This is a genomic window from Massilia sp. LXY-5 (assembly GCF_059801075.1).
In genome coordinates this window covers 161,590-174,363 of record NZ_JBNNEH010000002.1, presented here as the reverse complement: position 1 = coordinate 174,363, position 12,774 = coordinate 161,590, and the positions used below count along the sequence as shown (strand labels likewise).

12 protein-coding genes are annotated in these 12,774 nt (G+C 64.5%); 4 read left to right on the top strand and 8 right to left on the bottom strand.

Going from position 1 to position 12,774, the window contains the following annotated elements:
* Nucleotide 1 precedes the first annotated feature (1 nt).
* The 4 genes from ACI48I_RS04270 to hrpA form a co-directional block, all read right to left on the bottom strand.
* Nucleotides 2–883, bottom strand: a complete 882-nt coding sequence (locus ACI48I_RS04270) for a class I SAM-dependent methyltransferase (protein ID WP_498573424.1) — start codon at nucleotides 881–883, stop codon at nucleotides 2–4.
* Nucleotides 884–893: 10 nt separating this feature from the next.
* Nucleotides 894–2,123: an aminotransferase class III-fold pyridoxal phosphate-dependent enzyme gene (locus ACI48I_RS04265; RefSeq protein WP_193688791.1), complete on the bottom strand. Its 1,230-nt coding sequence runs from the start codon at nucleotides 2,121–2,123 to the stop codon at nucleotides 894–896.
* Between the two features lie 386 nt (nucleotides 2,124–2,509).
* Nucleotides 2,510–3,043, bottom strand: coding sequence for a PaaI family thioesterase (locus tag ACI48I_RS04260; RefSeq protein WP_193688790.1), 534 nt, complete (start codon nucleotides 3,041–3,043; stop codon nucleotides 2,510–2,512).
* A gap of 88 nt (nucleotides 3,044–3,131) precedes the next feature.
* A complete protein-coding gene (gene hrpA, locus ACI48I_RS04255) occupies nucleotides 3,132–7,331 on the bottom strand; it encodes an ATP-dependent RNA helicase HrpA (protein ID WP_498573423.1) in 4,200 nt (1,399 codons plus the stop codon).
* Between the two features lie 55 nt (nucleotides 7,332–7,386).
* On the opposite strand from hrpA, the gene argA reads away from it, so the two are divergent.
* Both argA and ACI48I_RS04245 read left to right on the top strand, forming a co-directional pair.
* Nucleotides 7,387–8,700, top strand: coding sequence for an amino-acid N-acetyltransferase (gene argA / locus ACI48I_RS04250; RefSeq protein ID WP_193688789.1), 1,314 nt, complete (start codon nucleotides 7,387–7,389; stop codon nucleotides 8,698–8,700).
* A 37-nt stretch (nucleotides 8,701–8,737) separates the two neighbouring features.
* Nucleotides 8,738–9,010, top strand: coding sequence for an oxidative damage protection protein (locus tag ACI48I_RS04245; protein WP_193688788.1), 273 nt, complete (start codon nucleotides 8,738–8,740; stop codon nucleotides 9,008–9,010).
* Between the two features lie 67 nt (nucleotides 9,011–9,077).
* Here ACI48I_RS04245 and ACI48I_RS04240 read toward each other — a convergent pair whose 3' ends face one another.
* Nucleotides 9,078–9,632, bottom strand: a complete 555-nt coding sequence (locus ACI48I_RS04240; RefSeq protein WP_498573422.1) for a DUF488 domain-containing protein — start codon at nucleotides 9,630–9,632, stop codon at nucleotides 9,078–9,080.
* A 140-nt stretch (nucleotides 9,633–9,772) separates the two neighbouring features.
* Between ACI48I_RS04240 and ACI48I_RS04235 the strand changes: the two genes are divergently transcribed.
* Nucleotides 9,773–10,588, top strand: a complete 816-nt coding sequence (locus ACI48I_RS04235) for a DUF817 domain-containing protein (RefSeq protein ID WP_498573964.1) — start codon at nucleotides 9,773–9,775, stop codon at nucleotides 10,586–10,588.
* A gap of 182 nt (nucleotides 10,589–10,770) precedes the next feature.
* Here ACI48I_RS04235 and ACI48I_RS04230 read toward each other — a convergent pair whose 3' ends face one another.
* Nucleotides 10,771–11,181, bottom strand: a complete 411-nt coding sequence (locus ACI48I_RS04230; RefSeq protein ID WP_498573421.1) for a hypothetical protein — start codon at nucleotides 11,179–11,181, stop codon at nucleotides 10,771–10,773.
* A gap of 156 nt (nucleotides 11,182–11,337) precedes the next feature.
* On the opposite strand from ACI48I_RS04230, the gene arfB reads away from it, so the two are divergent.
* Nucleotides 11,338–11,736 carry an alternative ribosome rescue aminoacyl-tRNA hydrolase ArfB gene (gene arfB / locus ACI48I_RS04225; protein WP_498573420.1) on the top strand — a complete coding sequence of 133 codons (399 nt, stop codon included), beginning with the start codon at nucleotides 11,338–11,340 and terminating at the stop codon, nucleotides 11,734–11,736.
* Here the strand turns inward: arfB and ACI48I_RS04220 are convergent, their stop codons facing one another.
* Both ACI48I_RS04220 and rpiA read right to left on the bottom strand, forming a co-directional pair.
* Complete coding sequence (locus ACI48I_RS04220) at nucleotides 11,737–12,066, bottom strand: hypothetical protein (RefSeq protein WP_498573419.1); 330 nt, start codon at nucleotides 12,064–12,066, stop codon at nucleotides 11,737–11,739. It abuts the gene before it with no gap.
* Between the two features lie 16 nt (nucleotides 12,067–12,082).
* Nucleotides 12,083–12,760, bottom strand: coding sequence for a ribose-5-phosphate isomerase RpiA (gene rpiA / locus ACI48I_RS04215; RefSeq protein WP_193688782.1), 678 nt, complete (start codon nucleotides 12,758–12,760; stop codon nucleotides 12,083–12,085).
* Between the last annotated feature and the right edge of the window lie 14 nt (nucleotides 12,761–12,774).

Sequence of the window (12,774 nt, the reverse complement as noted above, 5' to 3'; positions counted from 1 at the left end):
GCTAGGCTTTCCTCAGCTGCCAGCCGACGCCATTCCAGATGTTAAATGGCGATACATCGGCACGGATGACCTGCAATTGCGCCTGCTGCGCCAAGCCGAGCACCTCGCCATTGACCTCCTCGCGTGAGCGACCGTAAGCGTAATTGAACAGGACAAAATCGCCCCCGGGGCGCAACACGCGCCGCACCTCTTCAAAATGGCGCTCGACCAAGGCCCGCCCGGAAAGCACGACGTAAGGGAAGGTATCGACGCTGTAGACGAGATCGACCGAAGCCGCCTCCCACGACGACAGGTCTTTGCCGTCAGTCAGCAGGACAGACGTATTCGAACAAGCGGCGAGCCGGCGCGTGGCCGCCGCGATCATGCCAGGGGAGACATCGGTGCCGCTCACGGACCGCAGGCGCGAGGACAGGGGCGCCATTAAGCGCCCGATGCCGCAGCCGATCTCGATGGCATCCCGATCTGGCTTCAAGACGCCCCAGTCGTCCATCACGCCAATGACCTCGTCCGTCGCCGCAGCCAGCAACTCGGGGTTTCCCAGTGAGTAAAGCGCCACACTCGACTCCTCGCTCTGCGCCACAGACGCATCGAACAGCCGTCGGCATCGCTCGATGCCCTCTTCCGTGTCGCTGGCAGGTTCCGGAGAATCGAGGCGCTGGCGGATCATGCTGACGATGGTCCTGCAGCCCGCCGCATTGTCGGCGAGGTGCTGCGCCAGCGCGCGAAGCTTCGCCGGGTCGCCGGTGAGCGTGGGCAGGATGCGGGCCAGTGCCGACGTATCCTCCGTGTGCTGCACGAGTTCCATCACGATCATGGACACCGAAGCCTCGGCGCGCAGATAGCGGTCGACAATTTGCTGGATGCTGGCGGCTCGATGGTCCATCGCAGCCCGTTCAGGTCGCCCGGCAATGCTGGCTGGCGATCCGCATCGCGCTTCGCGCATGCTCCAGCGTCGTATCGATGTCATCCCGCTGATGGGCATGGCTGATGAACCACATGTGACGGGGATGCAGCAGGACGCCGCGCTCGAGCATCGCCTCGTAGAACACTGTCCGCATTGCATCGTTAACTTGGGAGTCCGGATGATCAAAGCGTAGGAAGGGCATCGGCGGGAAAGGCTCGCCGTAGCTCAGCGCGGGCACATCGAACTCGCGCACAATGGCGTTCAGGCCGTCGATCAGCCGCTGGCCCAGCGCCCATACATGGCCGGCAACGTCGCGTTCCCGAACGATACGCAAGGTTGTCAAGGCGGCGGCCATGGCCGCAGTATCGCCGTGGAAGGTGCCCGACAGATGCATTCCGGCGGCGCTGTTCATGACATCGCGCCGCCCCACCACCGCCGCGATCGGCCAGCCGTTGCTCAGGCCCTTGCTCACCGTGGTCAGATCGGGCTTGAGTTCGAAACGGGCCTGCACCGACCCGGGGGCGGTACGAAATGCTGTCTTGACTTCATCGAGAATGAACAGCGCGCCGTGGCGATGCGTCAGGTCTTGCAGGGCCTGAAACCGTTCTCGCGTCGGCGGCAATACCATCTCCGGCGCCAGGATGACGCCGGAGATTTCGCCAGGAAAGACGCTGAACAGGGCCTCGAGCGAATGCGGATCGTTGGCGTTGAACTCCAGCACCTGTGCGTCGAGCCCGGCGGGAACTGAATTCTCGAGTGGCAGACACCAGTCGTGCCAGCCGTGATAACCCGCCCGTGCGACACGGCGGCGCCCCGTTGCGCGGCGGGCGATGCGCAGGGCGGCAGTCGTCGCTTCGCTCCCTGTCTTGAGTACCACGGCCATGTCGGCCGCGTCAAACTGCGCGACCAGCGCTTCAGCGAACAGCACGTGCTGCGGACGATTCATCGACAACAGCGAGCCGCGCTCGAGCTCCTCGCGCGCCGCCGCGTCCACTTCAGGGTCCGCGTAGCCGAGCAGAAACGCACCGAAGGCCATCAGATAGTCGATGTACTCGTGCCCGTCGACATCCGTGATCCGGCAACCAAAGCCGCGTTCGATATACATCGGCGAGCGCTCGGGCGTCGTGAGCACCCGCCCCGACAGGTGGTGGGCACCGGGAATGACGCACTGGGCGCGCCCGAGCCACGCCTGTGAAGAGGGAAAGCGTCCTTCAGTCATGTTTCTGCCTCAATATTGCCTGGCCTACGGTGCGGCCCTGCCCGCAGGCTTCCCTGTTACGAAGCGAAAGGGCCGGCATTGCGATGAGAAGACGCCGTCGCTCACTGGCGAAGTGACTCAGCCGATCGTCGAACATCGCAGGGCGTTGTGGTTTTGAGTCTGTTGTTCCTTGTAACTCTACCTCATCTTAATTTACATGAAATCACTATTCGTCGTTGCACGACAGCGGTGAGTTGGTCAAATCGGCGCAGTACAAGCTCAGATGTGGGGAGAGACCTGGACGGTGGAGGAAAGGAGAGCATGGATGAACCTTGCAATGTGCGTTGCCTTGCAACATACATTCCAAGGTGCGTGGTCGTGAGAGGGGATGGAAAACAAGCAGAGCCTTACCAGGCTTCCTGGCCAAAGATCAGGCAGGTCGTCGTCGCATGCGCATACAGCTTGCCGTCCGGCCCGACAATCCGTCCCTCGGCAGTGGCCACCTGGCGCCCTGCATGGATCACCTTGCCTTCGGCGCGCACGAAGGGCACGTCCTTGTTCAAGGCACGCACCATGTTCACCTTCAGTTCCAGCGTCGTGTAGCCCTTGCCGGCCGGGAGCGTCGTGTGCACGGCGCAGCCCACGGCAGAATCGAGCAGCGTGGCGAACCAGCCGCCATGCACCGTGCCGAGCGGGTTGTAATGCCTGAGCTGCGGACGGCCCTGGAAGACGGCGACGCCTGGCCCCATGTGGATCGGCACGAAGTCGAGCGTCTCGCCGATGGGCGGCGGCGGCAGCTCGCCGGCAAAGATGGCCTGGAACATCTCCATGCCCGACAGCTTCCGCACCTGTTCCTGCGCCGCGACACCGGGCGCGAGCAGGCGCGCACGCACGGACTGCTCTTCCCTCTCCCACGTAGCGATGACTTCGTCGAGCTCCATCCTTGACTCCCCTGTTGGTTTTATTGAACGATGAGATAGCGTACAGGAAGGGGCGACATTCTGCCGGCACCCGCCTGCGCTCGACGAATCAGCGGATCATCGACTCCCACACCTTCTGCAGCCGCTTGGCCGACACCGGCATCGGCGTGCGCAGCTCCTGGGCGAACAGCGAAACCCGCAGCTCTTCCAGCATCCAGCGGAACTCCGTCATGCGCGGGTCGTTCTGCTTGCCCGGCTGCTTGGAGATGCGCTGCCACTGGCTGGCGGCGTTCTGCCATTCAAGCATCAGTTGGCTGTCGCGCGACGGATTGCCGCGCAGTTTTTCCAGGCGCACGTTCATCGCTTTCAAATAACGCGGGAAGTGGGCCAGCTGGCTGTACTCGTTGTCGGCGATGAAGCGTTTGTGCACGAGGCCTGCCAGTTGCTCCTGCATGTCGGTCGCAACCGCCGGCGGCAGGCCTTTCAGGCGCTTCGGCATGCCGTGGAACTCGCTCAAGATCGCACCCACCAGGCGCGCGATCTCGTTGATCAGCAGGCCAATGCGGCCCTTGCCCTCGTCCTTGCGCTTGTTGAACGAGGCCGCATCCGTCGGCAGCGGGTCCTGCAGGCAGGCGATGTCGATCGCCTTCTGCACGATCTGGTCGCGCAGCTCTTCCTGCGAGCCGACCGTCATGAACTGCATGCCCATCCCCTGCAGGCCCGGGATGTTCTTCTCGGCGAATTTGAGCTGATCCTTCAGCTGCAGCGCGAACAGGCGGCGCAGGCCGATGCGGTGGGTGCGCGCGGCGACATTCGGGTCGTCGAACACTTCCAGGTCGCAGTGCGTGCCCTTGTCGACCAGGGCCGGGAAGCCGATCAGCGTCAGCTTGCCCTGCGTGATCTCGAGCAGCTCGGGCAGTTCGCCGAAGGTCCAGCTGGTCAGATTCGTGTGCTGGCTGACGGCCGGCGCGGCCGCTTGCGGGGCCGCTGCCGGCGCAGCGCCCTTGCCTTTGGCCGCCGGTGCCGCCACCGCGATGGGTGCGGCATTCCTGCCCGCGCCCCAGGCCGCAGGCGTCGCCACGTTCGTTCGTGCCGCGCCCAGTGCCGCCGGCGTGGCCTCCGCCATCTTCTGGAAGCTCTCGCGCGCCTGGCTGCCCAGTTCCGCCTGCAGGCTGGCCAGGTTGCGCCCCATCTCGAGCTGGCGCCCATGCTCGTCGATGATCTTGAAATTCATGAACAGGTGGGTCGGCAGCGTCTCCAGCTTGAAGTCGCCGGTCAGCACGTTCACGCCGGTCTCGGCGCGCACGTCCGCGATCAGCACGTCGACCAGGTCGCCGCGCCCGAAGGCCTTGGCCGCGTGGATGCGCTCGACGAAGCGCGCCGCGTAGTCCGGCAGCGGCACGCAATGGCGGCGCAGCTTTTGCGGCAGCGATTTCAACATCAAGTGCACTTTTTCCTTCAGCATGCCCGGCACCAGCCAGGCCGCGCGCTCTTGCGGGATCTGGTTCAGCGCGAACAGCGGTACCGACAGGGTCACGCCGTCGCGCGGGCTGCCCGGCTCGAAGTGGTACGAGAGCCCCATCTCGATGCCGGTGACGTTCATCGTCTTCGGGAACAGCTCCGTCGTCACGCCGGCCGCCTCGTGGCGCATCAGCTCTTCGCGGTTCAGGTACAACAGCTTCGGGTTGTCGCGCGCGGCGTCCTTGTACCACTTCTCGAAGCCGGCGCCGTTCACCACATCCTTCGGGATCTCGGCGTCATAAAACGCCGCGATCAGCTGCTCGTCGACCAGCACGTCCTGGCGCCGCGACTTGTGCTCGAGGTTCTCGATCTCTTTGACGAGCTTGTGGTTGTGCGCATAGAAGGGCTGGCGCGTTTCGTAGTCGCCCGCGACCAGCGCATCGCGAATGAAGATTTCGCGCGCTTCGTAGGGGTTATGCAGCGCGTGATTGATGCGCCGGCCGCTGTAGACGACGATGCCGTACAGGGTCGCGCGTTCCAGCGACGAGACCTGCGCCGGCTTCTTTTCCCAGCGCGGTTCGCCCCAGGATTTCTTCAGCAGGTGTCCGCCGATCTTCTCGATCCATTCGGGCTGGATCTGGGCGATGCAGCGCGCGTACAGGCGCGTGGTCTCGACCAGTTCGGCCGCCATGATCCAGCGGCCCGGTTTCTTGGTCAGCGAGGAACCCGGCCAGATGTGGAACTTGATGCCGCGTGCGCCGAGATAGGCGCCGCCCGGCTCGTCCTCGGCCTTGAAGCCGATATTCCCCAGCAGGCCGGTGAGCAGCGCCAGGTGCAGCTGCTCGTAGGTGGCCGCCGCCTCGTTCAGGCGCCAGCCCTGCTCGCGCACGATGGTGAGCAGTTGCGAATGCACGTCGCGCCACTCGCGCAGGCGCACCTGCGACAGGAAGTTGGCGCGGCAGTTCTCCTGCAGCAGGCGGTTGGTTTTCTTGTGCTCGATCGCGTCCTCGAACCAGTTCCAGATCTTGATAAAGCTGAGGAACTCGGACTTCTCGTCGGCGAATTTTTTATGCTTCTCGTCGGCCTGCTGCTGGTATTCCATCGGCCGGTCGCGCGGGTCCTGCACCGACAGGGCCGAGGCGATGATCAGCATCTCGGTCAGGCAGTTGTTGTCCAGCGCGGCCAGGATCATGCGGCCCACGCGCGGGTCGAGCGGCAATCGCGCCAGCTTGCGGCCGAGCGGCGTCAGTTCGTTGGTCTCGTCGACCGCACCGACTTCCTGCAGCAGCTGGTAGCCGTCGGCGATCGCGCGGCCCTGCGGCGGCTCGATGAAGGGGAAGGTCTCGACGTCCGTCAGGTGCAGGGACTTCATGCGCAGGATGACGGCGGCCAGCGAGGAGCGCAGGATCTCCGGGTCCGTGAACTTCGGACGCTGGAGGAAATCGTCTTCCTCGTACAGGCGGATGCAGACGCCGTCGGCCACGCGGCCGCAACGGCCGGCGCGCTGGTTCGCCGCCGACTGCGCGATCGGCTCGACCTGCAGCTGTTCGACCTTGTTGCGGAAGCTGTAGCGCTTGACGCGCGCGAGACCCGCGTCGACCACGTAGCGGATGCCGGGCACCGTCAACGACGTCTCGGCCACGTTCGTCGCCAGCACGATGCGGCGCGCGTTCGTCGTGCGGAAGACGCGGTCCTGCTCCTCGACCGACAGGCGCGCGAACAGCGGCAGGATCTCGACGTGCGGCGGATGGTGCTTGCGCAGCGCTTCGGCGCAGTCGCGGATCTCGCGCTCGCCCGGCAGGAAGACCAGCACGTCGCCCTGTCCCAGGCGGCACAGTTCATCGACGCCATCGACCACGGCGTCCATCAGGTCGCGCTTTTCACGTGCCTGCTGCGCCTTCGGTGCCGGCTTGTTGTCGACGCCGCCGCCCGCCATGACAGGGTCGCGGTCGACCGGGCGATAGCGGATTTCGACCTTGTACAGACGGCCCGAGACCTCGATCACCGGCGCCGGCTTGCCGTCGCTTGAAGCGAAGTGGCGCGCGAAGCGTTCGGCGTCGATGGTCGCCGAGGTGATGATCACCTTCAGGTCGGGACGTCGCGGCAGCAGCTGCTTCAGGTAGCCGAGCAGGAAGTCGATGTTCAGGCTGCGTTCGTGGGCCTCGTCGATGATGATCGTGTCGTAGGCTTTCAACAGCGGGTCGGTCTGGGTTTCGGCCAGCAGGATACCGTCGGTCATCAGCTTGATCGACGCGCCCGGCTGCAGCGTATCGTTGAAGCGCACCTTGTAGCCGACGTGTTCGCCCAGCGGCGTGCCGATCTCCTGCGCGATGCGTTTCGCGGTGGAGGACGCGGCGATACGGCGCGGCTGTGTGTGGCCGATCAGGCCCTTTTCGCCGCGGCCCAATTGCAGGCAGATCTTCGGCAACTGCGTGGTCTTGCCGGAACCGGTTTCGCCGGAGACGATGACGACCTGGTTCTCGACCAGCGCCTTGGCGATTTCCTCGCGGCGGCCGGAGACAGGTAAATCCTCGGGATAGGTAATTGGCGGCAGCGGCGTCTGTACGCGCGCTGCGCGCTGCGCTTTCGGCTCACGCGGTGGGCGTTCGCCCGGGGCACGCTCGCCTTGCGGCGCCTTGTCTTTTGGCGGCCGCTGGCCGCGTTGCGCACCCTGCCCGCCCTCGCCCGCATGCCGGCGTTCGCCCTTGGTCTGCAAAGCGCCGTCCGGCGTCTGCGTCATCGGTGCGCGCAACTCGCCGGCAGCACGCTCGCGCGGCTGCCTGGCTTCATTGCTTGGGACTGCTGCGCGCGCCGTATCCGGCTTAGGCTTGTTACTCTGTTCAGACATTGATTTTTACGAGGTATTTGGTGCGCAAGTCGCGCAGCGAATTATAATGCGGCAAATGGAAAACCCTACCCAATTCGTCCAGTGGCTGCGCTCTGTCGCGCCGTATATTCATGCCTTTGGCGGCAAGACCTTCGTCGTCGCCTTCCCCGGCGAACTGGTCGCCGCCGGCGCCTTGCCGGTACTGGCGCAAGACCTGTCTTTACTCGTCGCCCTCGGCATCCGCATCGTGCTGGTGCACGGCTCACGGCCGCAGGTGGCCGAGCAGCTCGGGCTGCGTAACGTCGAGGGGCGCTTCCACAACGGCGTGCGCATCACCGACACCGCGGCGATGGAATGCGCCAAGGAAGCCGCCGGCGAACTGCGCCTCGATATCGAAGCGGCCTTCAGCCAGGGCTTGCCGAACACGCCGATGTCGAATGCCCAGATCAGCATCGTCTCCGGTAACTTCGTCGTCGCCCGTCCGCTCGGCGTCATCGACGGCATCGACTTCGAGCTGACCGGCATGACGCGCAAGATCGCGGCCGACAAGATCGCCCCGATCCTGCAGACCGAAGACAACCTGGTGCTGCTCTCGCCGCTGGGCTTCTCGCCCACCGGCGAAGTATTCAACCTGACGATGGAAGACGTGGCCGCCACCGCCGCGATCGCCCTGCATGCCGACAAGCTGATCTACATTACCGAGACGCCGATGATGTCCGACGCCGCCGGCGAGGAAATCCGCGAGCTGTCCTCGCACCAGGCTGAAGCCGTGCTGCAGGCGAACTTCCTGCCGCCCGACGCCGCCTTCTACCTGCGGCATGCGATCAAAGCCTGCAACAGCGGCGTCGACCGCGCGCACATCGTGCCGTTCGAGATGGACGGTTCGGCCCTGCTCGAACTGTTCACCCACGACGGCGTGGGCACCATGATCAGCCACGAGAACCTGGAAAGCCTGCGCCAGGCCACAATTGAGGACGTCGGCGGAATTATCAAGCTCATTGAGCCTCTGGAAGCGGACGGCACCCTCGTCTACCGTGGACGCGAGCTGATCGAGCGCGAGATCGAGCAGTTCTCGGTCATCGAGCACGACGGCGTGATCTTCGGCTGCGCCGCCCTGTATCCCTTCCCGGATGCGAAGATGGGCGAGATGGCTTGTCTCACCGTCAATCCGGACGTGCAGGCCCAGGGCGACGGCGAGCGCATCCTGAAGCACATGGAAAACCGCGCGCGCGCCGCCGGACTGACGAAACTGTTCGTGCTGACCACGCGCACCGCGCACTGGTTCAAGAAGCGCGGCTTCCAGCCGGCGACCGTGGACGACCTGCCGAAGGACCGCCAGCACATGTATAACTGGCAGCGCAAGTCACAGGTTTTCATCAAGTCTTTATAATCGCGGTTTTATCTCATACCGAATCAGGAGCACTCACATGGCCCGCACCGTCCACTGCGTTAAATTGAACAAGGAAGCCGAAGGCCTCGATTTCCCGCCTGTCCCGGGCGAAATGGGCAAGAAGCTGTACCTGTCGGTCTCGAAGGAAGCCTGGCAGGGCTGGCTCAAGCACCAGACCATGCTGATCAACGAAAACCGCCTGAACCTGGCGGACGACCGCGCGCGCAAGTACCTGGCGACGCAAATGGAAAAGCATTTCTTCGGCGAAGGCGCCGACCAGGCGATGGGTTACGTGCCGCCGGCACCGTAAGCAGCATCCCTTCCGGAGCGGGCGGGGGTTTTCCCGCCCGCTCCGCCCACTCCTCCCCTTTTACCCGTCACCCGAGATCCAGCGCGATCTGCTCGCCCCCTTCGGGCGGATAGGTGATGCGCGTTCCATCCACCTTTGCAAATGGCGTCAGTGCGGCCGGCTTGCGCTTGCCCGGATTGATGATGTGCTCGACCGGGATCCCGCGCACCAGCAGCGCGTCGGCCACCAGCGAACGGTGGCAGCGCCAGGGTACCGATTCGGCGCACATCAGCACGCAGCGCTTGCTGCGGGCCAGGTCGATCACGGCGTCCACGTTCTTCGCGAATTCCGGGGTCTGCATGTAGTCGGCATAGCCCCGGAACGAGGTATTGCGCCAGCCGCTGTTGGGCGAATCCTTCCGGGGCCGACGCAGCCCGCCCAGGCCCGGCATCTGGCGGTATTCGATACCGGCTTCCTTCAAGGACAGCGGCAGCTGGTCCTGGCCGAACTGCGGGTTGTGGCGCGACTTCGGCACCGTGCGGATGTCGAGCAGGAGGGCGACCTCGTTTTGCCGCAGCAGGTCGATGAATTCCTCGATCGGCCGGTTCGAGTGGCCGATGGTGCAGACGATTTCCGTGTTCACGATACGACTCCCGATGACGAAATCGTATTCTCGCGCGGATGAGACTTGGCCGGCGCCGCGGAGCTCGTCGTAGAATGGGGCGTCGTCCCTAACGGTCCCACAAGAACATGAACATGCTCGCCGCCTTCGACAACCTGCTGATGGACGACCGCCCGCGCATGCTGGCCGGGCTGCGGCGCGGCCTGATCGAATTCCTCTACTTCGGTTTCAAGAACGCGCGTTCCTGCCTGTTCGTGTTCAGCTTCATGGCCATCGTCCTGCTGATGCCGCGCGCCGGGCTGTTCGGCATTCCACGCTACGATCTGCTGCTGCTCGTCGCCCTCGGCATCCAGTTCTGGATGGTGTACGCCAAACTCGAAACCTGGGACGAACTGAAGGCCGTCTGCCTGTTCCACATGGTCGGCTTTGCGCTGGAGGCGTTCAAGGTATCGGGCAGCATCCAGTCCTGGAGCTATCCGGATTTCGCGTACACCAAGCTCTTCGGCGTGCCGCTGTTCGCCGGCTTCATGTACGCCTCGATCGGCAGCTATATCGTGCAGGCCTGGCGCATGTTCGACCTGCGCATTCGCCATCACCCGCCCTACTGGATGGCGGCGACCATTGCCCTGCTCATCTACGCGAACTTCTTCACCCATCATTACATCGGCGACTACCGCTGGTACCTGGCCGCCTGTGCGCTGGGCCTGTATTCGCGCACCGTCGTCATCTACCGCCCGCTCGACCGCGACCGCCAGATGCCGCTGATGCTCGGCTTCGTCCTGATCGGCTTTTTCATCTGGCTGGCCGAAAACATCGGCACCTTCTGGGGCATGTGGCGCTACCCGAACCAGCTCGGCGCCTGGTCGATCGTCCACATCAGCAAATGGAGTTCGTGGTCGCTGCTGGTGATCATGAGCTTCACCATCGTGGCCAGCCTCAAGCACATCAAGAGCAAGATTCACATCGCGGAGGCGTGAGCATGAAAACCGTCAGCAGCAAGGCAGTCCGGATCGCGAAATGGGCGGCGATCGTCGTGATCGTGCTGTTCGTCGTAACCCGCATCATCCGTTTCGTGCTGCAGTAGGCGGCAGAAACAAAGCCCGCGCACTGCGAAGCAGATGCGCGGGCCGATGTGCTGCCGACCTTGCGGCGATACGGCTTACTTCTTCGAGGCGTCCTGCATCTTCTCGCCGGCACGCTCCAGGCCCTGGCCGGCCTTGTTGGTGACATGGGCTGCGCCGGCTTTGGCGTCGGCCGCGGCTTCGCGCGATTCCTGGCGCACTTCGGCACCGGCTTCCTTCATGTTCTGGTTGGCGCGCTCGGCGGCGTTTTCCATCTTGTCGCCGGCACGGTCGGCAGCGGCAGCGGTGTTTTCGGCAGCGCGTTCGGTTGCGTTACCGACAGCGCTGGCGGCTTCGCGGGTATTCGCGGCGGCGGCGGCAGCCGAGTTGTCGATGGCCTTGCCGGCTTCCTGTGCAGGACCGGTCGATGGATCGTGATCGGCTTTCTTGCAACCGGTGGCGGCGACAGCAACGGCGAACATCAGGGCGGTAATGGCGGTCTTGTTCATGGTTTTGCTCCTTATCAATTTGTTGTCATTAGATTACACGTTTCCATAAATACAGGCCGCACGTTACAGTTGTTACAAATACATCATCCATGTTGTGCCGTGCACGGATGCGCTGCGGGCGTGGCATGATGCGCGAATTACATGAACGGAAACGCCGTGGCAGCCACCATCCTCCCCTCCGAAGTCGAATTCATCGCCATCCGCGCCCAGGGTCCCGGCGGCCAGAACGTCAACAAGGTCTCGTGCGCGGTGCATGCGCGCTTCGATATCGGCGCCTCGTCCCTGCCGGCCTGGGTCAAGGAACGCCTGCTGGAGATGCGCGACACCCGCATCACGCGCGAAGGCGTGCTGGTGCTGAAAGCCCAGCAGTCGCGCAGCCTGGAACAGAACAAGGAAGATGCGCTGCAACGCCTGCAGGCGCTGGTCGATGCGGCGGCCGTGGTGCAGACCGTGCGCCGCCCGACGAAACCGACGCGCGGCTCGCAGCGGCGCCGGCTGGACGAGAAAACGCGCAGCGGCCAGGTCAAGGCGCTGCGCGGCAGGGTCAGCGAATGATCACATCTTGCGGCACTGTCTCAATTCGCAGCGCGCCATGAACACCTTGCCGTCGCCGCACTGCAGGCGGTACACCTCGACCGGCCCCGGCTCGGTCACCAGGCCCGCACCCTGCCCGACGCAGGCATGCTGGCGCGCCAGCTGCTCGACCGTGACGGACGAGACGCCGACGCGATAGGGTACGCGCTCGATCGGCACGCCGTTGGCGTCGACCAGCTGCGGCGCCGCCTTGACCGCGACCGCGCTACCCGGCGCAGACGGCGCCTTCGCCCCGAACATCGAACAGCCGCCCAGGACGGTTGCAATCGCCAGCGCCAGCAGTGCTTTCATCGTGTCTCCGAAAGGATCAGAAGCTCAGGGTCTTGACGCCGTCCGCCATGCCCAGCAGGCAGACGTTGGCGCCCTGCTTCGCGAACAGGCCGACCGCGATCACGCCGACGATGCCGTTGATCTCGGTCTCGAGTGCGACCGGATCGGCGATCTGCAGGCCGGCCACGTCGATGATCTCGCCGCCGTTGTCGGTGATGAAGGCTTCATCGCTGCCCGCTTTCGTGCGCAGTCGCGGCTGGCCGCCGAGTGCCGCCAGCTTGCGCATCACGACCGCGCGCGCCATCGGGATCACCTCCACCGGCAGCGGGAACTTGCCCAGCGTGCCGACCAGCTTCGAACCGTCGGCGATGCAGACAAAGCGCTTCGATACCGAGGCCACGATTTTCTCGCGCGTGAGCGCCGCGCCGCCGCCCTTGATCATCGCGCCCTGCTCGGTGATCTCGTCCGCGCCGTCGATGTAGACGGCAATCGACTCGACCTCGTTCAGGTCGAACACGGGAATGCCGTGGCCGCGCAGGCGCGCCGCGGTCGCTTCCGAGGAGGCGACGGTACCCTTGATACGGTCCTTGATCTTCGCCAGTTCGTCGATGAAGAAATTCGCCGTCGAGCCGGTGCCCACGCCGATGATTTCGCCGTCGACCACGTAATCGATGGCGGCGCGTGCCACGGCTTGCTTGAGTTCGTCTTGAGTCATGATGTCTGCAATGG